General features: G+C 42.5%; 26 protein-coding genes. 25 read left to right on the top strand and 1 reads right to left on the bottom strand.

All coding sequences use genetic code 11. From position 1 onward, the window contains the following. Positions 1-12: 12 nt before the first annotated feature. From ypeB to fni, 6 genes are all read left to right on the top strand, one after another. Positions 13-1,365: a germination protein YpeB gene (gene ypeB, locus NST56_RS12800; RefSeq protein ID WP_339176983.1), complete on the top strand. Its 1,353-nt coding sequence runs from the start codon at positions 13-15 to the stop codon at positions 1,363-1,365. Positions 1,366-1,458: 93 nt separating this feature from the next. Then, positions 1,459-2,115, top strand: a complete 657-nt coding sequence (locus NST56_RS12795; RefSeq protein ID WP_339176980.1) for a flagellar brake domain-containing protein — start codon at positions 1,459-1,461, stop codon at positions 2,113-2,115. A gap of 46 nt (positions 2,116-2,161) precedes the next feature. Continuing rightward, positions 2,162-2,338 carry a YpfB family protein gene (locus tag NST56_RS12790; RefSeq protein ID WP_010334758.1) on the top strand — a complete coding sequence of 59 codons (177 nt, stop codon included), beginning with the start codon at positions 2,162-2,164 and terminating at the stop codon, positions 2,336-2,338. A gap of 78 nt (positions 2,339-2,416) precedes the next feature. Beyond that, a complete protein-coding gene (gene cmk / locus NST56_RS12785; RefSeq protein WP_010334757.1) occupies positions 2,417-3,091 on the top strand; it encodes a (d)CMP kinase in 675 nt (224 codons plus the stop codon). 236 nt (positions 3,092-3,327) lie between these two features. Next, a complete protein-coding gene (gene rpsA / locus NST56_RS12780; RefSeq protein ID WP_268445977.1) occupies positions 3,328-4,476 on the top strand; it encodes a 30S ribosomal protein S1 in 1,149 nt (382 codons plus the stop codon). Positions 4,477-4,488: 12 nt separating this feature from the next. Further along, positions 4,489-5,538, top strand: a complete 1,050-nt coding sequence (fni, locus tag NST56_RS12775) for a type 2 isopentenyl-diphosphate Delta-isomerase (RefSeq protein WP_339176976.1) — start codon at positions 4,489-4,491, stop codon at positions 5,536-5,538. Positions 5,539-5,587: 49 nt separating this feature from the next. On the opposite strand, the gene NST56_RS12770 is transcribed toward fni, so the two are convergent. Continuing rightward, positions 5,588-5,719: a YpzI family protein gene (locus NST56_RS12770; RefSeq protein ID WP_010334754.1), complete on the bottom strand. Its 132-nt coding sequence runs from the start codon at positions 5,717-5,719 to the stop codon at positions 5,588-5,590. Positions 5,720-5,796: 77 nt separating this feature from the next. Between NST56_RS12770 and NST56_RS12765 the strand changes: the two genes are divergently transcribed. The 19 genes from NST56_RS12765 to aroH all read left to right on the top strand — a co-directional run bounded on the left by NST56_RS12765 (position 5,797) and on the right by aroH (position 21,491). Then, positions 5,797-6,399 (top strand): hypothetical protein, encoded by a 603-nt coding sequence (locus NST56_RS12765; protein ID WP_010334753.1) that lies wholly within the window; start codon positions 5,797-5,799, stop codon positions 6,397-6,399. Beyond that, positions 6,396-7,289 carry a YIEGIA family protein gene (locus tag NST56_RS12760; protein WP_010334752.1) on the top strand — a complete coding sequence of 298 codons (894 nt, stop codon included), beginning with the start codon at positions 6,396-6,398 and terminating at the stop codon, positions 7,287-7,289. Before NST56_RS12765 ends, NST56_RS12760 begins: the two co-directional genes overlap by 4 nt. Continuing rightward, a complete protein-coding gene (locus NST56_RS12755) occupies positions 7,286-7,480 on the top strand; it encodes a hypothetical protein (RefSeq protein WP_010334751.1) in 195 nt (64 codons plus the stop codon). Before NST56_RS12760 ends, NST56_RS12755 begins: the two co-directional genes overlap by 4 nt. Before the next feature lie 153 nt (positions 7,481-7,633). Further along, positions 7,634-8,944: a ribosome-associated GTPase EngA gene (gene engA / locus NST56_RS12750; RefSeq protein WP_010334750.1), complete on the top strand. Its 1,311-nt coding sequence runs from the start codon at positions 7,634-7,636 to the stop codon at positions 8,942-8,944. A 16-nt stretch (positions 8,945-8,960) separates the two neighbouring features. Then, positions 8,961-9,998, top strand: coding sequence for an NAD(P)H-dependent glycerol-3-phosphate dehydrogenase (locus NST56_RS12745; RefSeq protein ID WP_268505045.1), 1,038 nt, complete (start codon positions 8,961-8,963; stop codon positions 9,996-9,998). 336 nt (positions 9,999-10,334) lie between these two features. Further along, a complete protein-coding gene (locus NST56_RS12740; RefSeq protein ID WP_010334748.1) occupies positions 10,335-10,538 on the top strand; it encodes a DUF2768 domain-containing protein in 204 nt (67 codons plus the stop codon). 21 nt (positions 10,539-10,559) lie between these two features. Continuing rightward, entirely contained in the window at positions 10,560-11,294 is a 735-nt protein-coding gene (locus tag NST56_RS12735) for a hypothetical protein (protein WP_168748136.1), read from the top strand. A gap of 182 nt (positions 11,295-11,476) precedes the next feature. After that, complete coding sequence (gene spoIVA / locus NST56_RS12730; RefSeq protein WP_010334746.1) at positions 11,477-12,955, top strand: stage IV sporulation protein A; 1,479 nt, start codon at positions 11,477-11,479, stop codon at positions 12,953-12,955. A gap of 370 nt (positions 12,956-13,325) precedes the next feature. Beyond that, a complete protein-coding gene (hbs, locus tag NST56_RS12725) occupies positions 13,326-13,604 on the top strand; it encodes a non-specific DNA-binding protein Hbs (RefSeq protein WP_003153447.1) in 279 nt (92 codons plus the stop codon). A gap of 174 nt (positions 13,605-13,778) precedes the next feature. After that, positions 13,779-14,351, top strand: a complete 573-nt coding sequence (gene folE / locus NST56_RS12720; protein ID WP_010334745.1) for a GTP cyclohydrolase I FolE — start codon at positions 13,779-13,781, stop codon at positions 14,349-14,351. A gap of 21 nt (positions 14,352-14,372) precedes the next feature. Further along, positions 14,373-14,600 (top strand): trp RNA-binding attenuation protein MtrB, encoded by a 228-nt coding sequence (gene mtrB, locus NST56_RS12715; protein WP_024121871.1) that lies wholly within the window; start codon positions 14,373-14,375, stop codon positions 14,598-14,600. A 164-nt stretch (positions 14,601-14,764) separates the two neighbouring features. Next, the gene (gene hepS, locus NST56_RS12710; RefSeq protein ID WP_010334743.1) at positions 14,765-15,520 is read left to right on the top strand and encodes a heptaprenyl diphosphate synthase component 1; all 756 of its coding nucleotides are present in this window, start codon (positions 14,765-14,767) and stop codon (positions 15,518-15,520) included. Between the two features lie 5 nt (positions 15,521-15,525). Continuing rightward, the gene (gene menG / locus NST56_RS12705; RefSeq protein WP_029441346.1) at positions 15,526-16,227 is read left to right on the top strand and encodes a demethylmenaquinone methyltransferase; all 702 of its coding nucleotides are present in this window, start codon (positions 15,526-15,528) and stop codon (positions 16,225-16,227) included. A gap of 24 nt (positions 16,228-16,251) precedes the next feature. Beyond that, on the top strand, positions 16,252-17,214 hold the full coding sequence (gene hepT / locus NST56_RS12700; RefSeq protein ID WP_024121868.1) for a heptaprenyl diphosphate synthase component II: 963 nt from the start codon (positions 16,252-16,254) through the stop codon (positions 17,212-17,214). Positions 17,215-17,329: 115 nt separating this feature from the next. Further along, positions 17,330-17,779, top strand: coding sequence for a nucleoside-diphosphate kinase (ndk, locus tag NST56_RS12695; protein ID WP_168748134.1), 450 nt, complete (start codon positions 17,330-17,332; stop codon positions 17,777-17,779). Positions 17,780-18,005: 226 nt separating this feature from the next. Further along, positions 18,006-18,776, top strand: coding sequence for a protein-glutamate O-methyltransferase CheR (gene cheR, locus NST56_RS12690; protein WP_168749454.1), 771 nt, complete (start codon positions 18,006-18,008; stop codon positions 18,774-18,776). Between the two features lie 74 nt (positions 18,777-18,850). Then, positions 18,851-20,023, top strand: a complete 1,173-nt coding sequence (gene aroC, locus NST56_RS12685) for a chorismate synthase (protein ID WP_268449433.1) — start codon at positions 18,851-18,853, stop codon at positions 20,021-20,023. Next, positions 20,023-21,111, top strand: coding sequence for a 3-dehydroquinate synthase (gene aroB, locus NST56_RS12680; RefSeq protein ID WP_010334738.1), 1,089 nt, complete (start codon positions 20,023-20,025; stop codon positions 21,109-21,111). Before aroC ends, aroB begins: the two co-directional genes overlap by 1 nt. Continuing rightward, entirely contained in the window at positions 21,108-21,491 is a 384-nt protein-coding gene (gene aroH, locus NST56_RS12675; RefSeq protein WP_029441343.1) for a chorismate mutase, read from the top strand. The genes aroB and aroH overlap by 4 nt, the downstream gene beginning before the upstream one ends. The last annotated feature ends 77 nt before the right edge of the window (positions 21,492-21,568 follow it).

The raw sequence follows: 21,568 nt of genomic DNA, 5'->3' as shown, positions 1-21,568 counted from the left end.
GAGGTGTGATAAATGATCAGAGGTATTTTAATCGCAGTGCTCGGTATTGCAATTGTCGGTACTAGTTACTGGGGATACAAAGAGCACCAGGAAAAAGACGCTGTCCTTCTTCATGCTGAAAATAACTATCAGCGGGCGTTTCATGAGCTCACCTATCAGGTAGACCAGCTGCATGATAAAATTGGCGCAACGCTTGCCATGAACAGCAAAAAATCACTGTCCCCCGCATTGATAGATGTTTGGAGAATTACATCAGAAGCCCATAACAGTGTCAGTCAGCTGCCGCTTACATTAATGCCGTTTAACAAAACGGAAGAGCTGTTATCCAAGATCGGCGATTTCAGCTACAAAACGTCAATCAGAGATTTGGATCAAAAACCGCTTGATGAAAAAGAATATACTTCGCTAAATAAGCTTTATCAGCAGTCAGAAGATATCCAAAATGAATTGCGCCACGTTCAGCACCTTGTCATGAGCAAGAACTTGCGCTGGATGGATGTAGAGATGGCGCTGGCCTCTGACGAAAAACAGAGTGATAACACGATCATCAACAGCTTTAAAACGGTTGAAAAAAATGTCGGGTCCTTCTCCTCCGGAACAGATCTTGGCCCTAGTTTCACCAGCACCAAAAAAGAAGAGAAAGGTTTTGCCCATCTGAAGGGGAAAGAAATTTCTGCACAGGAAGCCAAACAAATTGCCCAACGCTTTGCACCGGATGACAATTATGCAATCAAAGTGATAAAGAGCGGGAAAAAAACAAACCGTGACGTCTACAGTATCAGTATGAAAGATCCTGATCATAAAGCAGCGATATATATGGATATTACAAAAAAAGGCGGACACCCGGTTTATTTAATCCAGAACAGAGAAGTGAAAGATCAAAAAATCAGCTTGAATGATGGTTCGAATCGAGCCCTTGCTTTTCTAAAGAAAAACGGATATGAAACAAAAGATCTGGAAATCGATGAAAGCGCGCAATACGATAAAATCGGTGTATTCTCATATGTTCCAATAGAAAATAATATCAGGATGTATCCAGAAGCCATCCGTATGAAAGTTGCCTTGGATGACGGCGAGGTTGTCGGTTTTTCAGCACGCGATTTCTTAACATCCCACAGAAAAAGAGACATACCAAAGCCGGTTATTACTGAACAAGATGCAAAAGCAAAATTAAACAAAAATGTAGAAGTGAGAGAAACAAGGCTTGCTGTGATCACAAATGAATTAGGCCAGGAAGTATTGTGCTATGAAATGCTGGGTACGATTGAAAATGATACATTCAGAATGTATATAAATGCTAATGACGGAACGGAAGAGAAGGTCGAAAAACTAAAAAATGCCGAACCTATATATAAAGACCTATAAAAACTAGGAGGAAAGGACTAAAAGTCTTTTCCTTTTTTCCATTACATGATTTAATAAAAAAGTGAATATATTGATTGCGAAAGAGTGAAGTCAATGATAGAAATTGGAGATACTGTACACTTAGAATACATAGAAGAAAATCAATTAAAAATAGCAAAGAGCAAAGCTGTGAGCATTGAAAACGGAGAGCTCCTGATCGCATATCCAGTTGATGTACACACAGGAAGAACCGTGATATTACATCACGATACTGAAGTAACGGTAGAGTTTGTCGGTAAAGACGAAGTGCCTTACCGCTTCTCAAGCCGCATGAAGGGAAAAGTGAAGGACAAGCTTCAAATGATTCGCCTTGAAGTGCCTCCCCGTGAAAAAATGAAACGAATTCAGCGCCGGCAATATGTAAGAATTGACGCGGTATTGGATGTGCTGGTCGAGCCGGCAGATGAAAAAGACAAGTTTCATACACTCTCGTACAATATCAGCGCTGGCGGTATCGCTTTGATTTTGACAGGCGGCTATTCTTTTCAGCACGGGGATACGCTGCGCCTTTTCATCAGCCTTCAGGAAGAGGAGAAAACGCATCAAATAAAGGCTGACGCGGTTGTCAGACGCGTTTTTGATGATTCAAAAACCGGCAAACGTAAAATGACCTTGGAGTATTCGGAGATTTCAGCAGGTGACCAGCAGCTCCTTCTTCAGTATTGCATTCGCCGCCAGTTAAACAAGAGAAGGAAAGCACGGTTGGAATAAACATCGGCAAACACTTCCATACTATATTTGTAATGGAGGTGGGCCGATGAAGACCTTTGAACGGCTGCTGCTCAAATTATTGTTCATTCAGGCAGTGATTTTAGTTGGTATCCAGTTTCTTTTTCACTATCAGCATATTGAACCTTATGTCTCAAAAGTGATTCAATATGAAGGGGTTGATAAAATGGAGGTTAATGATTGGGTAGAAACCATTAAACATTAATTATTCAGGAATTTTTCACCCTTTTTCATAAAGTTCATGATACAATCCATAGAGGAGAAAAGAGCAAGGAGAGGAATTATGGAAAAGAAATTATCGATTGCGATCGACGGCCCGGCTGCTGCGGGGAAAAGCACCGTTGCCAAAATTGTGGCTGAGAAAAAATCGTACATATATATTGATACGGGAGCGATGTATCGGGCCATTACGTATGTGGCTTTACAAGAAAAAGTTGATTTGACAGATGAGGCAAAATTGGCTGAGCTGTTAAAGCAAACAGATATTGAGCTGATCACAACCAAAGAAGGACAAAAGGTGCTTGTCAACGGCACAGATGTGACTGAGGACATCAGAAAAGACGAAGTCAGCAATCAGGTCTCAATTGCTGCCAAGCACAGAAGCGTCAGGGAAGAAATGGTGAAACGCCAGCAGCAGCTCGGCGAAAAAGGCGGCGTTGTCATGGATGGACGTGATATCGGAACTCACGTACTCCCAAATGCCGAAGTGAAAATCTTTCTTTTGGCATCTGTTGAAGAGAGAGCGAAACGCCGTTATGAAGAAAATGTAAAAAAAGGCTACGATGTCAACTATGAAACATTAATTGAGGAAATTGCAAGAAGAGATAAACTCGATTCAGAGCGCGAAGTTTCTCCGCTTCGAAAAGCAGATGACGCGCTTGAAATCGACACGACTTCTCTCTCCATTCAGGAAGTTGCTGAAAAAATTCTTGATGTAGTGGAGCAAAAGTCCCGCTGATACCAGCGGAGGCCACTTTTTTTGAATTTTTCAACAAAGAAAGAATGTTATTGCTTGACAAACCTGTCCTTTTATTAGAAGTTAATACTAATAAAACTTTTTATTGATCATTCAAAATCTTTTTTGGATGATTCTTTAATACATATTCGGCTAAAAGCGAACATGTATGAAACGTGTTCAGCTTTCAAACCGTTTTTAATTAAGCTGTGTAGGTTTGGACCAAGGAGGTTATTCAAATGACAGAGGAAATGAATCAAATTGATGTTCAAGTGCCAGAGGTTGGAGATGTAGTAAAAGGGATTGTGACAAAGGTAGAGGACAAGCATGTCGATGTTGAAATTATCAATGTCAAACAGTCCGGTATTATTCCAATCAGTGAATTATCAAGTCTTCATGTAGAGAAAGCATCGGATGTCGTAAAAGTAGACGATGAGCTTGACCTGAAAGTAACAAAAGTGGAAGACGATGCTTTGATTTTATCTAAACGTGCTGTTGATGCAGACCGCGCTTGGGAAGACCTTGAGAAAAAATTTGAAACAAAAGAAGTGTTTGAAGCTGAAGTAAAAGATGTCGTAAAAGGCGGTCTTGTCGTTGATATCGGCGTTCGAGGCTTTATTCCGGCATCACTTGTAGAAGCGCATTTTGTAGAAGATTTTACCGACTATAAAGGAAAAACACTGTCTCTGCTCGTAGTAGAGCTTGACCGTGATAAAAACCGCGTCATCCTTTCACACCGTGCGGTTGTTGAAAGTGAGCAAGCGAATAAAAAACAAGACCTTCTTCAGTCTCTAGAGATTGGAAGTGTACTTGATGGTAAAGTGCAGCGTCTGACTGACTTCGGCGCGTTTGTTGATATCGGCGGTATTGACGGGCTTGTGCACATTTCACAACTTTCCCACTCCCACGTTGAAAAGCCGTCTGACGTTGTGGAAGAAGGACAGGAAGTAAAAGTGAAAGTATTATCGGTTGACCGGGATAATGAGCGTATTTCTCTATCTATTAAAGAAACGCTGCCTGGGCCTTGGAGCCAAGTTGGGGAGAAAGTCAAACCGGGTGATGTGCTTGAAGGAAAGGTTCAGCGCCTCGTGAGCTTCGGTGCGTTTGTTGAAATTCTTCCTGGCGTGGAAGGTCTCGTTCATATTTCTCAAATTTCTAATAAACACATCGGCACGCCGCATGAAGTTCTTGAAGAAGGACAGACTGTAAAAGTGAAGGTTCTTGATGTGAATGAAAATGAAGAGCGCATTTCATTAAGCATGCGTGAGCTTGAAGAAACGCCGAAAGCCGATCAAGAGGATTACCGCCAATATCAGGCGAAGGAAGAAACAAGCACTGGCTTCCAGCTTGGAGACCTGATCGGAGATAAGCTTAATAAACTAAAATAATTGGTGATAAACGTGACTCGAGCAGAACGGAAAAGAGAACACATCAATCATGCCCTGTCTACCGGCCAAAAGCGGGAGACGGGTCTTGATGATATTACGTTTGTTCATGTCAGTCTGCCCGATCTTGCATTAGAACAAGTAGATATTTCCACAAAAATCGGCGAACTTTCAAGCAGTTCGCCGATTTTTATCAATGCAATGACTGGCGGCGGCGGAGAACTTACATATGAAATTAATAAGGCGCTTGCTAGAGCAGCTGGAATAGCTGGTATCCCTCTCGCTGTCGGCTCGCAAATGTCGGCGTTAAAAGACCCGTCTGAACGCTATTCGTATGAAATCGTCCGAAAGGAAAATCCGAATGGGCTGATTTTTGCCAATCTCGGAAGCGAGGCGACAGCCCGTCAGGCGAAGGAAGCTGTCGAAATGATTGGGGCGGACGCGCTGCAGATTCACCTGAATGTCATTCAGGAAATTGTCATGCCAGAAGGCGACAGAAGCTTTAGCGGAGCTCTTTCCCGTATTGAACAAATCTGCAGCGAAGTCAAAGTGCCTGTCATAATAAAAGAAGTAGGCTTCGGAATGAGCAAAGAATCAGCAAAAAAGCTGTATGAGGCAGGTGCGGCAGCTGTTGATATTGGCGGTTACGGAGGGACAAATTTCTCGAAAATAGAAAACCTCCGAAGACAGCGGCAGATCACCTTTTTCAACTCATGGGGTATTTCAACAGCAGCGAGCCTGGCGGAAATCCGCTCTGAGTTTCCTGATAAACCAATGATTGCGTCTGGCGGCCTTCAAAATGCGCTTGATGCCGCGAAGGCGATAGCTCTTGGGGCTTCCTGTACAGGAATGGCAGGGCACTTCTTAAAGGCGCTGACTGAAAAAGGCGAAGAAGGGCTGCTAGAAGAGATTCAGCTGATCCTAGAGGAATTAAAAATGATTATGACTGTGCTCGGCACCAGAACAATTTCTGATTTGCAAAAGGCTCCTCTTGTCATAAAAGGTGAGACTCATCACTGGCTGACAGAGAGAGGCATTCATACTTCCAATTACAATGTACGTTGATAGTTGGATAAGGAAAGCCCAAAACCGTGTGAGTTTTGGGCTTTTTGTATTATGATTTACGCTTTTTGAATTTACCGTTTTGTTCAAGGCTAGTGGCTCCGTCATAGTGAATCGATTGGTCTCGGTCTGATTCCACTCTGCCAGAAGCTTTGAGTTTTTTCTCCTGTCTGTCTTTTCCCATGATCATTCTCCTTTACGTGAGGCGGTTTGTTTAAAAAAAGTGTTTAGACTCCATACTGGGAGTATGGAGGAAGCGATATGGAACAATTTTATTATTATTGGTCAATGTGGTTTTTGTGGGTACTGACAACCTTTATTCTTGGAAAGACGAAAAGTCGATTTGCCGTCTCATTATTTATTTTGACTAATATCATCTTAAGCATACATCACTTTACTTTATATTTTTCACTGAATGCGGCATACGTGATGTTTTTCGTTTGCGGATGCGTCTATTCCGGATATTTCGGGATGTATAAACGATTTCGCTATATCATGGTGCACCTGACGCTTGTGTCCGGGTATGCGTTTGTTTATCTTTTTGCATTATATGATCCAGTTTGGTTCATCATAAAACCTGAGTGGGCCGCTGTTGTATTATGTGTGCTTTTGACTGCTTCTGTTGAAAGGGATTTTCAGAAGCAGCTTGCCTTATATGTCCTTGGAATGTGCCAAGGGGAACTAGTGTATTCTTTTGTCATTCAACAATTGGCAGGGCATACGGCTGTTGGAGGTTTTCAATGGCTAAACGCATGCTCTGCAGGGATGATATTGCTGTTTGGTATATCAAAATATGAACAGCTTGCCAGTCAAATTGGCCATAGAGGCAAAAGATCAAACAAAGGAGCTACTAAAATGTCATGAGCGATTACATCTATCCGATTATTGCGGGGGTCGTAGCAGGAGTCGCCACAAGGCTGTATATGCTGAAAACAGATTACCGCCAGTATCCAACCTATATTCATGGTAAAGTCATTCATATTGCACTTGGGCTTATTGCAGCAGGGTTAGGGGCAATTATTATGCCTGCGCTATTGCAGGAGGAGTTTACGGCTATCACGTTTTTGACTCTTGCAGCCACTCAATTCAGAGATGTCAGAAATATGGAGCGGAATACGCTGACACAAATGGATTCGTACGAACTTGTTTCAAGAGGAAGCACTTATATTGAAGGAATCGCCATTGCGTTTGAAAGCAGAAATTATATCGTAATCTTTACTGCTCTATTGACAACATCGGCGTACGTATTTTTCTCAATCTGGGTTGCTGTTATAACCGCTGTTGTTTGTTTTTTGTTGGCAATGAAATTTATGTCCGGCAGTGTATTGAAAGATATTGTGGATATCGAGTACATAGAGCCTCACTTTGAAGGGCCGGGTCTTTTTGTTGATAATATTTATATGATGAACATTGGACTTCCAGAGAAACAGGAGCTGATTTTAAAGCATGGCATGGGGTTTATTTTAACACCTAAAAATTTTAATTCAGCTGCAACCATTGCCAACCTGGGTCAGCGTCAGGCCATATTATTTGATGTTTCCAATGTGCTGGGAGTGTATCGGGACTCAGGGGAGCCGTCCCTGACGCCAATTGCGAAACGGGATCTTAATGACGGAAGAGTGGGTGTTTTTGTCCTGCCGCAAATTCATCACCCGGATACAGCTGTTCAGATTATCAGCAATGTTCCGACCTTGGAAAATGCAATCAGAATGCCTACGGAATTTATCAAAAAACAGGATAAGGTGATAGGATGAGTGAATCGCTGACGAAAGTGATTTTGTCTGTCATCACAACAAACCGGAACCGGGCTTCGGGAGGGACACCTATCTTTTTTTGTGATGACCAAAAAGAGATGGAGCTTTTCGCTAAAAACCTTGAGGCGATCCTTGACGGAATTGCCCATAGAATTGGGGAAGATGTTTATTTGATCGTGAAACATTTTTAAGAATAGTTGTGATCCCAGTAAAAACTGATATAATAAATGAGTTAAGCCCTTCCTCTGAAGGGTTTCTTTTCATAAAAGTGAATGAGATGATTTAAATAACCGGTTGAGAATTTATGTAAAAATGAAAGCGGCTGGATCGAAAGGAAGGGTACTATGGGTAAACCTGTCGTAGCCATTGTCGGGAGACCGAATGTAGGAAAATCCACAATCTTTAATCGGATTGCGGGTGAGAGAATTTCAATAGTAGAAGATACCCCTGGTGTGACAAGGGATCGGATATACAGCTCGGCTGAATGGCTGAATTATGATTTTAATTTGATTGATACGGGCGGTATTGATATCGGTGATGAGCCGTTTCTAACACAGATACGCGAGCAGGCCGAAATCGCCATGGATGAAGCGGATGTCATTATTTTTATGGTGAATGGTCGTGAAGGTGTGACAGCTGCTGATGAAGAAGTAGCGAAAATTTTGTACCGCACGAAAAAGCCTGTTGTTTTAGCGGTAAATAAACTGGATAACACAGAAATGAGAGCGAATATTTATGATTTTTATTCGTTGGGCTTTGGTGAACCTTATCCGGTTTCAGGAACACACGGGCTGGGACTCGGTGATTTATTGGATGCCGCAGCAGAGCATTTCAAAAACATCCCTGAAACAAAATACGATGATGAAGTCGTTCAATTTTGCCTAATCGGACGCCCCAATGTAGGGAAGTCTTCTCTGGTAAACGCGATTCTTGGCGAAGATCGTGTCATTGTGAGTAACGTGGCGGGAACGACTAGAGATGCCGTTGATACAACATTTACTTATAACCAGCAAGATTTTGTCATTGTAGACACTGCCGGCATGAGAAAAAAAGGTAAAGTATATGAAACGACTGAAAAGTACAGCGTGCTACGGGCACTGAAAGCCATCGACCGCTCTGAAGTTGTTGCGGTGGTGCTTGACGGTGAGGAAGGCATTATCGAACAGGACAAGCGCATCGCGGGATACGCACATGAAGCAGGCAAGGCTGTCGTAATCGTAGTGAATAAATGGGATGCTGTTGATAAAGATGAGAGCACGATGAAAGAATTTGAACAAAATATCCGCGATCATTTTCAATTCCTTGACTATGCACCGATTCTGTTCATGTCAGCATTAACGACAAAACGGATTCATACGCTAATGCCTGCAATCATTAAAGCGAGTGAAAATCACTCACTTCGTGTCCAGACGAATGTCTTAAATGACATCATTATGGATGCTGTAGCAATGAACCCGACACCAACTCATAACGGGTCGCGCTTGAAAATATATTATGCGACTCAAGTTGCGGTGAAGCCGCCGAGTTTTGTTGTGTTTGTAAACGATCCGGAACTGATGCATTTTTCATACGAACGATTTTTAGAAAACCGAATCAGAGACGCGTTCGGTTTTGAGGGAACACCAATCAAAATATTTGCAAGAGCTAGAAAATAAAAAGGTGTGAATCAAAATGAAAAAAGTAACAATGCTTGGAGCAGGGAGCTGGGGAACCGCGCTGGCTTTAGTTTTAACCGATAACGGTAATGAAGTGTGCGTTTGGGCTCACCGTGCAGAGTTAATACATCAAATCAATGAGCTGCATGAGAATAAAGACTATTTGCCTAATGTTAAGCTGCCTACAACTATGAAAGGGACAACAAATATGAAAGAAGCTGTTACAGACGCAGATTTCATCATAGTTGCTGTTCCAACCAAAGCGATTCGGGAAGTATTGAGACAGGCAGTGCCTTTTATGACGAAAAAAGCAGTCTTTGTTCATGTGAGTAAGGGGATAGAACCGGATTCACTCCTGCGCATTTCTGAAATTATGGAAATTGAGCTCCCGAGTGATGTCAGAAAGGACATTGTTGTGCTCTCCGGGCCGAGCCATGCTGAAGAAGTAGGACTCCGGCATCCGACAACCGTCACTTCCTCTTCAAAGAGCATGCAGGCTGCAGAAGAGGTGCAGGATCTATTTATAAATCACAATTTTCGGGTGTACACAAATCCTGATATTATCGGTGTAGAAATCGGAGGCGCTCTGAAAAATATTATCGCCCTTGCTGCTGGCATCACAGACGGCTTAGGATACGGCGATAATGCCAAGGCTGCTTTGATTACGCGTGGTCTTGCTGAAATTGCGAGACTCGGCACAAAAATGGGCGGGAATCCGCTAACGTTTTCCGGTTTGACAGGTGTCGGCGACCTGATTGTTACGTGCACAAGTGTTCACTCCAGAAACTGGCGTGCCGGCAATTTACTCGGAAAAGGGTACAAGCTTGAGGACGTTCTTGAAGAAATGGGAATGGTCGTTGAGGGAGTGCGCACGACAAAAGCGGCTTACCAGCTTTCAGAAAAATATCAGGTGCAAATGCCGATTACAGAAGCCCTCCATCAAGTCCTATTTAATGGACAAAAGGTAGAAACCGCTGTTGAATCCTTAATGGCGAGAGGGAAAACCCACGAGATGGAGGACTTGGTGAATACATTTGATAACCAAGTAAAATAAAAGTGGCAACGGAATAAAAGTCCGCATATTCTAATTGCACGAAAGCCCGAAACACAGAAGAATACCCAGACCTTGGGATCTCCTGAAACATTTTGCCGATTTAGGCAAGAGAGGATGCATCTGTATGCAACGTCGCATACTATAGCATCGAAGTCCAAGAGAGTGTTTCTTAAACGTAGGTGAATATAGTCAACTTGACTGAAGCAAAGTCCCCCTCTTTGCTTCAGTTTTTTTATTCTATCAAAGGATGGAAAATCTGGTTGATCTTTTCAAGCCCTGTATATTAAAATAAAATATAACGCTTACAAAACAAATGTCGGAGGGGGCGCGGTTTATTTGAGTCTGGCATTGATCAAAATGTGGTTTGCTCTTGGTTCCATGGGGCTGATGTTTCTGGCCGTAGCATGCATCTATTTAAGCCGTTTTAAATGCCGAAACCGTTTTCTGAAGATTACGGTTTCATCGTTTGCTTACATGTGTGTATTGATTTCAGGAATTATTGTTTTTGTGGTGGTATTCAGCGGCCCTGTTAATGAATAAAGCTGTAAAAGGAAGTGCTGTATGGTTAAACTGAAGTGCGCTATGATCTTTGTAGCAGTGATTTTCTTATCAGGATGTTTATATCCACATGAGCGGAAAAGCAGTGTACAAGCCACTCCATATCAGGACCAATTAAAGCTGGTTCAATCTGCCGTTGATGAATTTCAAAAGGCAAACGGAGGACTGCTACCGATTCAAACAAAAGATATGTCAACACCGCTTTATCAAAAATATCCGATAGATTTTAACCGTTTAGCGCCGAGATATATGGCCGAACCTCCAAGCACGGCATATGAAAGCGGCGGAGACTATCAATATGTGCTTGTCGATGTAGAGGACAATCCGACTGTTAAACTGATTGATGTAAAGATGGCAGAAAAAATACGTGATATCAAATTGCGCGTTCAAATGTACCGCCAAGAACATAAATATCCGCCATATCAGGATGTATTAGCACGGGACTTGTTTACACTAGATGGGAAAAAACTAGGGGAGGCTGACTCTCTTTCTGTCACAAGCCCAATCTCAGGAAATTCCCTGCCGCTTATGATTGACGGAGACGGAGAAATTTATGCTGACTATCGGACAGAGCTCGTTTCCTGTCTCAAAAAAAGCAAAAAAACGTTTAAACCCGGAACGGAAATACAGGACATGATATGGGAAGAGACGCCTTTCGTCCCCGCATTTTCAGTGAAATATACCGTTAATGACAAACAAGAACCTGTTTTTTTAGAAAATGATATAAAAAAGGAATGAACCTTTCTCCCTTGCATACAAATAGGGAGAAAGGTTTTCTTATACTTTAATAGATTAAGGATGAAAAATTTTCTAAAGATGTCATATTGAAATAGGACAACGTCATACACATATAGTGTCCTGTGTTTGATTGAAAAAGGGTAATAAAATTGATAAGGATAGGAAGTCCGGGAGGGGATCACTTGGAAAAGGTCGATATTTTCAAGGATATCGCTGAACGAACAGGAGGCGATATATACTTAGGAGTCGTTGGTGCTGTCCGTACAGGGAAATCCACGTTTATTAAGAAATTTATGGAGCTTGTGGTGCTCCCGAATATCAGCAATGAAGCAGACCGGGCACGTGCGCAGGATGAACTGCCGCAAAGCGCAGCCGGAAAAACGATTATGACTACAGAGCCTAAATTTGTTCCGAATCAGGCGATGTCTGTTCATGTATCAGACGGACTCGATGTCAATATAAGATTAGTAGATTGTGTAGGCTACACAGTGCCGGGTGCAAAAGGATACGAGGATGAAAACGGCCCGCGGATGATTAATACGCCTTGGTACGAAGAACCAATCCCGTTCCATGAGGCTGCTGAAATCGGAACGCGGAAGGTGATTCAAGAGCATTCGACCATCGGAGTGGTCATTACGACAGACGGCACGATTGGTGATATCGCCAGAAGTGACTATATAGAGGCAGAAGAAAGAGTCATTGAAGAGCTGAAAGAAGTCGGAAAACCCTTTATTATGGTCATTAACTCAGTAAAACCGTATCACCCGGAAACAGAGGCGATGCGCCAGGATTTAAGCGAGAAATACGATATCCCTGTTTTGGCAATGAGTGTAGAAAGTATGCGGGAAAACGATGTACTCAATGTTCTCAGAGAGGCTCTTTATGAGTTTCCGGTGCTTGAAGTAAATGTAAATCTCCCAAGCTGGGTCATGGTGCTGAAAGAAAACCATTGGCTTCGCGAGAGCTATCAGGAGTCAGTAAAGGAAACTGTTAAGGATATTAAACGGCTCCGTGATGTCGACAGGGTTGTCGGTCAATTCAGCGAGTTTGAGTTTATTGAAAGTGCCGGATTAGCAGGGATTGAGCTCGGCCAAGGGGTTGCAGAAATTGATTTGTATGCGCCGGACCATTTATATGATCAAATCTTAAAAGAAGTGGTAGGCGTTGAAATCAGGGGCAGAGACCACTTGCTAGAGCTGATGCAGGATTTTGCCCATGCGAAAACGGAATATGACCAGGTGTCTGACGCCTTAAAAATGGTCAAACAGACGGGATACGGCATTGCAGCGCCTGCTTTAACTGACATGAGTCTGGATGAGCCGGAAATTATACGGCAAGGCTCCAGGTTTGGCGTGAGATTGAAAGCTGTCGCACCGTCAATCCATATGATCAAAGTGGATGTCGAAAGCGAATTCGCGCCGATTATCGGAACTGAAAAACAAAGCGAGGAACTGGTACGCTACTTAATGCAGGACTTTGAGGATGATCCGCTTTCAATTTGGAACTCTGACATTTTTGGCAGATCACTCAGCTCTATTGTGAGAGAAGGGATTCAGGCAAAGCTGTCACTGATGCCTGAAAACGCACGATATAAATTAAAAGAAACATTAGAAAGAATCATAAACGAAGGATCAGGCGGCTTAATCGCCATTATCCTGTAATGCGGGAAGACCTCTTTATAGAATAGGAGGTCTTTTTTCTTTGCTCTTAATATTGGAAAAGGATCAAGGAATAGGATGAAAAAAGGAAAAAAAGGAATATTTGTTCGGTAAATCACGTTAAATCCTTGACGAGCAAGGGATTGACGCTTTAAAATGCTTGATATGGCTTTTTATATGTGTTACTCTACATACAGAAATTCTTCACTCTGATGGACAAACCTTCCTTGGAGTGCAGTTTTTCTTAAAAGCCGTTTAATTGTCTTTCTCTTGCTTGTCTGATTTTTTTCTCAGGCAGGTTTAGAATCAGACTGAACTGTGAAGAAATGATAATAAACGAACTGAGTATTCCTTTTGGGAGGAGGTGAAAGGCATGAACAAAACAGAACTTATTAATGCGGTTGCGGAAGCAAGCGAATTGTCTAAAAAAGACGCGACAAAAGCAGTTGACTCTGTTTTTGATACGATCTTAGATGCACTTAAAAACGGTGATAAAATCCAACTGATCGGTTTTGGTAACTTCGAGGTGCGTGAACGTTCTGCACGTAAAGGACGCAACCCTCAAACAGGTGAAGAAATCGAAATTCCAGCAAGCAAAGTACCTGCTTTCAAACCAGGTAAAGCGCTTAAAGACGCAGTTGCCGGAAAATAATTGTGAATATAGATCGTGTATGCATCTAGCTTACATACACTATATTTCTTCACAGAAAAGCCCCTTCTTAAGGGGCTTTTCATTTTTTAGGAGCGTGTGCATTCACTTTGCTTTTAGCGGGGCATATGTGCTAGAATCGAAATTAAATGTATTCATTGGTGGAGGACACAGAACATGAAAGAAGTTAATAAAGAACAAATCGAACAAGCTGTTCGTCAAATTTTAGAAGCGATCGGAGAGGACCCAAACAGAGAAGGGCTTCTTGATACTCCGAAACGAGTCGCAAAGATGTATGCCGAAGTATTCTCCGGCTTGAATGAAGATCCTAAAGAACATTTCCAGACTATCTTCGGGGAAGACCATGAAGAGCTTGTTCTTGTAAAAGATATCGCGTTTCATTCTATGTGTGAGCATCACCTTGTTCCTTTTTACGGAAAAGCACATGTTGCATATATACCGCGGGGCGGAAAAGTCACAGGGCTCAGCAAATTGGCGCGTGCCGTTGAGGCAGTTGCAAAGCGCCCGCAGCTTCAGGAGCGCATCACTTCTACAATTGCAGAAAGCATCGTAGAAACGCTTGATCCGCATGGCGTAATGGTTGTTGTTGAAGCGGAACATATGTGCATGACAATGCGGGGCGTAAGAAAGCCGGGCGCCAAAACAGTCACTTCAGCTGTCAGAGGCATTTTCAAAGATGATGCTGCTGCACGTTCAGAAGTATTGGAACATATTAAACGCCAGGACTAATAAAGATAGAGGGTGCTATAAATGAACGAAAAGCATTCAAGCGATTTTGTCGTCATTAAGGCAATTGAGGATGGAGTGAATGTGATCGGCCTGACAAGGGGAACGGACACTAAGTTTCACCATTCCGAAAAACTCGACAAGGGAGAAGTGATCATTGCTCAGTTTACAGAGCATACTTCTGCCATTAAAGTCAGAGGAGAGGCGCTCATTCAAACCGCATACGGAGAAATGAAAAGCGAAAAAAAATAAGCTGGCTGTCCCCGCTGTTCAAAGCAAATGCTCTCAAACAGCGGGTGGATACAGCCAATTTGTTTTTTTTATGCTATAATGATACCTGCGTAATCTTATGACAAAATAAAACTCATACATATGATTTAGAAATAAATGTGAATTTGGGGACAAGGGTGATATTTTTGCAAGACATCTACGGAACTTTAGCCAATCTAAACACGAAAATAAAACAAAAGCTGTCTCATCCCTATTTAGCGAAGCATATTTCTGCGCCTAAGATTGATGAGGATAAGCTTCTTCTTTTTCATGCATTATTTGAGGAAGCCGACATAAAACACAATGACAGAGAAAACTATATTGTAACAGCGATGCTTGTACAAAGCGCCCTTGATACCCATGATGAAGTAACGACAGCCAGAGTCATAAAACGAGACGAAAACAAGAACCGCCAATTGACTGTTCTTGCGGGCGATTATTTCAGCGGACTGTACTATTCATTACTCTCTGAAATGAAGGATATCTATATGATTAGAACGCTCGCTACAGCAATTAAAGAAATCAATGAACATAAAATTCGTCTGTATGATCGATCGATAAAGGACGAACACCATTTTTTCGAAAGTGTCGGCATCGTTGAATCAGCTTTATTCCATCGGGTGTCTGAACATTTCAATCTCCCGCGCTGGAAGAAACTATCGAGTGATTTTTTTGTATATAAGCGGCTTATGAACGGAAATGATACATTTTTAGATGTGCTCGGCAGTGTTATACAGCTGGGGAAAACAAAAGAAGAGATGCTGGAAGAGTGTTTTAAAAAAGCAAAGAACAGCATTGAGTCACTTCTACCTCTAAGCTCACCTATTCAACATATTTTATTAAACCGCCTGAAAACAATCAGCCAAGATCAAACTTATCATCAGAAAGTGGAAGAAGGGTAACCATTATGCAGGACTCAAAAGAACAGCGGGTACACGGAGTATTTGAAAAAATATATAAAAACTACGACCAAATGAACTCTGTCATCAGTTTTCAGCAGCACAAAAAATGGCGTGATAAAACGATGCGCATTATGGGTGTAAAAGAAGGCGCCAAAGCTCTCGATGTTTGCTGCGGAACAGCCGACTGGACGATTGCTCTTGCAAAAGCAGCCGGCAAAACCGGTGAGATAAAGGGCTTGGATTTCAGCGAAAACATGCTGAGCGTCGGCAAACAGAAAGTAAAAGACGGCGGCTTCAGTCAAATCGAACTGCTGCACGGAAATGCAATGGAGCTCCCTTTTGATGATAATACATTTGATTATGTAACAATTGGTTTCGGACTGCGTAATGTACCTGATTATTTGACTGTACTGAAAGAAATGAGACGTGTGGTGAAGCCTGGCGGACAAGTGGTATGCCTGGAAACCTCACAGCCTGAAATGTTTGGATTTAAACAGGCTTATTTTATGTACTTTAAGTATATTATGCCGTTTTTCGGGAAGCTGTTTGCAAAAAGCTATAAAGAATACTCATGGCTCCAAGAGTCAGCCAGAGAATTCCCTGGTATGAAGGAACTGGCAGGCCTGTTTGAAGAGGCGGGTCTGAAAAATGTCAAATATCATTCGTTTACTGGCGGAGTCGCTGCCACGCATATCGGATGGAAATGAAAACACAGATGTTGGGTGAATGATATGAAATTTAAAATGGCCTACTCTTTTTTAAATGACGATATTGATGTAATTGAAAGGGAGCTTGAACAAACCGTTCGCTCCGATTATCCGCTTTTGAGCGAGGCGGGTCTTCATCTATTGCAGGCAGGAGGCAAACGGATTCGGCCTGTCTTCGTTCTGCTTTCCGGCATGTTTGGCGATTACGATATCAATAAGATTAAATATGTGGCTGTCACTCTGGAAATGATTCATATGGCATCGTTGGTTCATGATGATGTTATTGACGATGCGGAGCTTCGCCGAGGAAAGCCGACGATCAAAGCAAAATGGGATAACCGGATTGCGATGTATACAGGCGATTATATGCTTGCCGGGTCTCTTGAAATGATGACGAGAATTAATGAGCCGAAAGCTCACCGGATTTTGTCGCAGACCATTGTTGAAGTGTGTCTCGGAGAGATTGAACAAATCAAAGACAAATACAACATGGAACAGAATCTCAGAACATACCTGCGGCGGATAAAAAGAAAAACTGCGCTTCTTATCGCTGTCAGCTGCCAGCTGGGGGCTATTGCGTCTGGAGCTGAAGAAAAGATTCATAAGGCGCTCTACTGGTTTGGATATTATGTCGGGATGTCTTATCAAATTATTGATGATATTCTTGATTTTACTTCAACTGAAGAAGAACTGGGTAAACCGGTTGGAGGCGATTTGCTTCAAGGAAATGTTACATTGCCTGTCCTATATGCATTAAAAAACCCAGCTTTAAAGAATCAGCTTAAGTTAATTAACAGCGAGACGACACAAGAACAGCTTGCGCCTATTATTGAAGAAATTAAAAAAACAGATGCAATTGAAGCATCGATGGCAGTAAGCGAGATGTATTTGCAAAAAGCTTTCCAAAAGCTTAACACGCTTCCGAGAGGGCGTGCGCGTTCTTCTCTTGCAGCCATCGCAAAATATATCGGCAAAAGAAAATTTTAAATTTTTGTAGATATTAAGAAATTTCTCCGCCCCGGATTGATTAATTATCTGAAAGATGTTACGATTTCGGTGTGCAATGTGAAAGCCTATACATACATATGATGGGGTGGAGAATGTGATGGAAAAGACTTTTATCATGGTGAAACCGGACGGTGTCCAACGGCAGCTGATCGGGGAGATTTTATCTAGATTCGAACGTAAGGGCTTACAATTAGCTGGCGCAAAGCTGATGAGAGTAACCGAACAAATGGCTGAGAAACACTACGCTGAACATCAAGGGAAGCCTTTCTTTGGAGAACTTGTTGAGTTTATTACTTCCGGACCTGTTTTTGCGATGGTGTGGGAAGGCGAAAATGTCGTTGAAGTGACCAGGCAGCTGATTGGAAAAACAAACCCTAAAGAAGCATTGCCAGGCACCATTCGCGGGGATTTCGGCATGTTTGTCGGAAAAAATATTATTCACGGCTCTGATTCTCTTGAAAGCGCTGAGCGTGAGATTCATATTTTCTTTAAGGATGAAGAGTTAGTATCATATCAACAACTCATGACAGGCTGGATCTATTAATCATTGCTGAAAAAGCCGAAACTGGCATATCCATATCGCTGGTTTCGGCTTTTTTGTAAAGGTTTACATTGATTTGAATATATGGGTAAACGGCAGGGGGGCCAACCATGTCTTTACCAATTATCTGAAATCAGCTGAAAAGCTGATTTTTTTATTTGAAACAATACAATTTCCTGATAAAACAAGCTATACTAGGACAAAAGACAGCGAGACTAGGAGAGAAGAGATGGATACATACAGCGTATTTACAACCAAATGGAAGCAATTAACCGGAGTTGATTTAACTTTATACAAAGAAGCGCAAATGAAGAGAAGGCTGACATCCCTTTATGAGAAAAAAGGTTTTCAAAGCTTTAAGGATTTTGCAGCGGCATTAGAAAAGGATCAGGTGCTATTAAATGAAACGTTAGACAGAATGACGATTAATGTTTCAGAATTTTATCGTAATTATAAAAGATGGGAAGTTCTTGAAACGGCTATTTTGCCTTTAATCAAACATTCGAAGCCTTTAAAAATATGGAGCGCGGCATGCTCTACAGGGGAGGAGCCGTATACGCTCGCAATGATTTTAGATCAGCAGAAAGGTCTCCCAGGCTATCAGATTTTGGCCACTGATATAGATGATAAAGCATTGGAAAAAGCGAAAAAAGGCGTGTATCAGGAGCGGTCTTTGCAAGAAGTGCCGTCTTCTGTGAAGGATCGTTATTTTACTCAAAACGCTGATAAGAGCTATGAAGTGAAACATGACATAAAGAAGAACATTAGGTTTCAAAAACATAATTTGCTTGCGGATCGCTACGAGCAAGACTTTGATTTGATTGTGTGCCGCAATGTTTTTATTTATTTTACAGAAAACGCAAAGGAAGAACTGTATTTAAAAATGGCACATAGCTTAAAAAAGAATGGGGTTCTCTTTGTCGGCAGCACAGAGCAGATTTTTAATCCTGAGAAATTCGGCCTTTCTCCCGCGGATACATTCTTTTATCAAAAAAGATAGACTGACTTTTTACCGAAAAATATGTTATAGTAGTTTTACTTAAAAGCGTTAATGCGATGAAGGGAGAAGAAGTCATGAGATATTTAACAGCCGGTGAATCACACGGCCCCCAATTGACAACCATTATTGAAGGTGTGCCTGCGGGGCTTTACATAACTGAGGAAGATATCAACTTTGAGCTTGCCAGACGCCAGAAAGGCCATGGCCGCGGGCGCCGCATGCAGATCGAAAAGGACCAGGCGAAAATTATGAGCGGGGTGCGCCATGCCCGCACACTTGGTTCACCAATTGCTCTTGTGGTAGAAAATAACGATTGGAAACACTGGACTAAAATTATGGGTGCGGCTCCGATTACTGAAGAAGAAGAAAAGGAAATGAAACGCCAAATTTCCAGACCGAGACCGGGACACGCAGATTTAAACGGTGCGATTAAATATAACCACCGTGATATGAGAAATGTGCTTGAGCGCTCTTCAGCACGTGAAACGACCGTAAGAGTGGCGGCAGGCGCTGTCGCTAAAAAGATCCTTTCTGAACTTGGCATTAAGGTAGCGGGCCACGTATTACAGATCGGGGCAGTTAAGGCTGAAAAAACGGATTATACTTCAATTGATGACTTGAAGCGTGTGACTGAAGAGTCTCCTGTCAGATGCTACGATGAAGAAGCAGGCAAAAAAATGATGGATGCCATTGACGAAGCGAAGGCAAACGGAGATTCCATCGGCGGAATTGTGGAAGTGATTGTTGAAGGAATGCCGGTGGGCGTGGGCAGCTATGTTCATTATGACCGTAAACTGGACAGCAAGCTTGCTGCGGCAGTACTATCTATTAATGCATTTAAAGGTGTGGAATTCGGCATCGGTTTTGAAGCGGCCGGGAGAAATGGTAGCGAGGTTCATGACGAGATCATTTGGGACGAAGAAAAAGGATATACTCGTGCTACGAACAGACTTGGCGGTTTGGAAGGCGGCATGACGACAGGAATGCCAATCGTTGTCCGCGGAGTCATGAAGCCGATTCCGACATTATATAAACCGCTGAAAAGTGTGGATATTGAAACGAAAGAACCGTTTTCTGCAAGCATTGAACGTTCAGACAGCTGCGCAGTGCCAGCGGCTAGTGTAGTGGCCGAAGCTGCTGTTGCATGGGAAATTGCCAACGCTGTTGTTGAACAATTCGGCTTAGACCAAATTGACCGCATTAGAGAAAACGTGGAGAATATGAGAAAACTGTCGAGGGAATTTTAATGAGAACACTGCATGTTCAAACCGCTTCCTCTTCGTATCCTGTATTTATCGGACAAGGAATCAGAAAAAAGGCTTGCGAACTATTAACCTCGCTAAACAGGCCATTCACACGCATTATGCTTGTTACCGATGAAGAAGTGGATCGCCTGTACGGTGATGAAATGCTTCACCTGCTGGAAGAAAAATGGCCTGTCAAAAAAGTGACGGTGCCGAGCGGAGAGCAGGCGAAATCAATGGATATGTATACGAAACTGCAGAGTGAAGCGATTCGATTTCATATGGATCGCTCCTCATGCATCATCGCTTTTGGAGGCGGTGTTGTAGGAGATCTTGCTGGATTTGTGGCTGCCACTTTTATGCGCGGCATCGATTTCATTCAAATGCCTACAACGCTTTTGGCGCATGACAGCGCGGTCGGAGGAAAAGTAGCGGTAAACCATCCGCTTGGGAAAAATATGATCGGCGCATTTTATCAGCCAAAAGCCGTGCTCTACGATACGGACTTCCTCCGTTCCCTTCCGGAAAAAGAGCTTCGGTCTGGGATGGCAGAGGTGATTAAACATGCTTTTATTTATGACAGAGCATTCCTGAAAGACCTGCTGGACATTCACTCACTGAACGATATTACCAGCGCGCAGCTGAATGATATGATTTTTAAAGGCATTTCGATTAAAGCGTCTGTCGTTCAGCAGGATGAAAAGGAAGAAGGAATCAGAGCCTTTCTTAACTTTGGGCATACGCTTGGCCACGCAGTTGAGGCGGAGTATGGCTACGGACAGATCACCCATGGTGATGCGGTAGCACTCGGTATGCAGTTTGCTTTATATATAAGTGAACAGGAAGCCGGCTGTGAAATGGACAGAAATCGTTTAGTCAGCTGGTTTAAGAACCTGGGCTATCCAAGCCGCATAAAAAAAGAAACGGCAACTTCCGTGCTTTTAGACCGTATGATGAATGATAAAAAAACCCGCGGCGGTATGATTCAATTTATCGTTCTCAAAGAGTTAGGAAAAGTCGCCGACCATACGTTTTCGAGAGATGAACTTGAGAGCTGGCTGAACAAATGGCGAATGGAGGAGACATCATGATGATTCGTGGAATTCGCGGAGCAACTACAGTAGAACAGGACACTGAAGAAGAAATTTTACAAAAAACCAAACAGCTGTTAGAGAAAATGATAGAAGAAAACAAAACAAAGCCGGAAGATGTTGTTCAAATGCTTCTATCGGCGACGCCTGACCTGCACTCTGTTTTTCCGGCAAAAGCTGTGCGCGAGCTTTCTGGCTGGCAGTATGTACCGGTGACATGCATGCAGGAAATGGATGTTACTGGCGGGCTGAAAAAATGTATAAGAGTCATGATGACTGTTCAGACTGATGTTCCTCAGCATCAAATCAGACATGTCTATTTGGAAAAAGCGGTCGTATTAAGACCCGATTTATCATTGACAAAAAATAATGAATTGTAATACGATAAGAACAGCTTAGAAATACACAAGAGTGTGTATAAAGCTTAGTGAATGAGTTGAGTTAGAGAATAGGGTAG

The organism is Bacillus sp. FSL R5-0560 (assembly GCF_037966305.1).
GTDB classification, from domain to species: Bacteria; Bacillota; Bacilli; order Bacillales; family Bacillaceae; genus Bacillus; species Bacillus mojavensis.
Note: the sequence above shows the minus strand (reverse complement) of the source record. Positions and strands in the feature narration are given on the sequence as shown.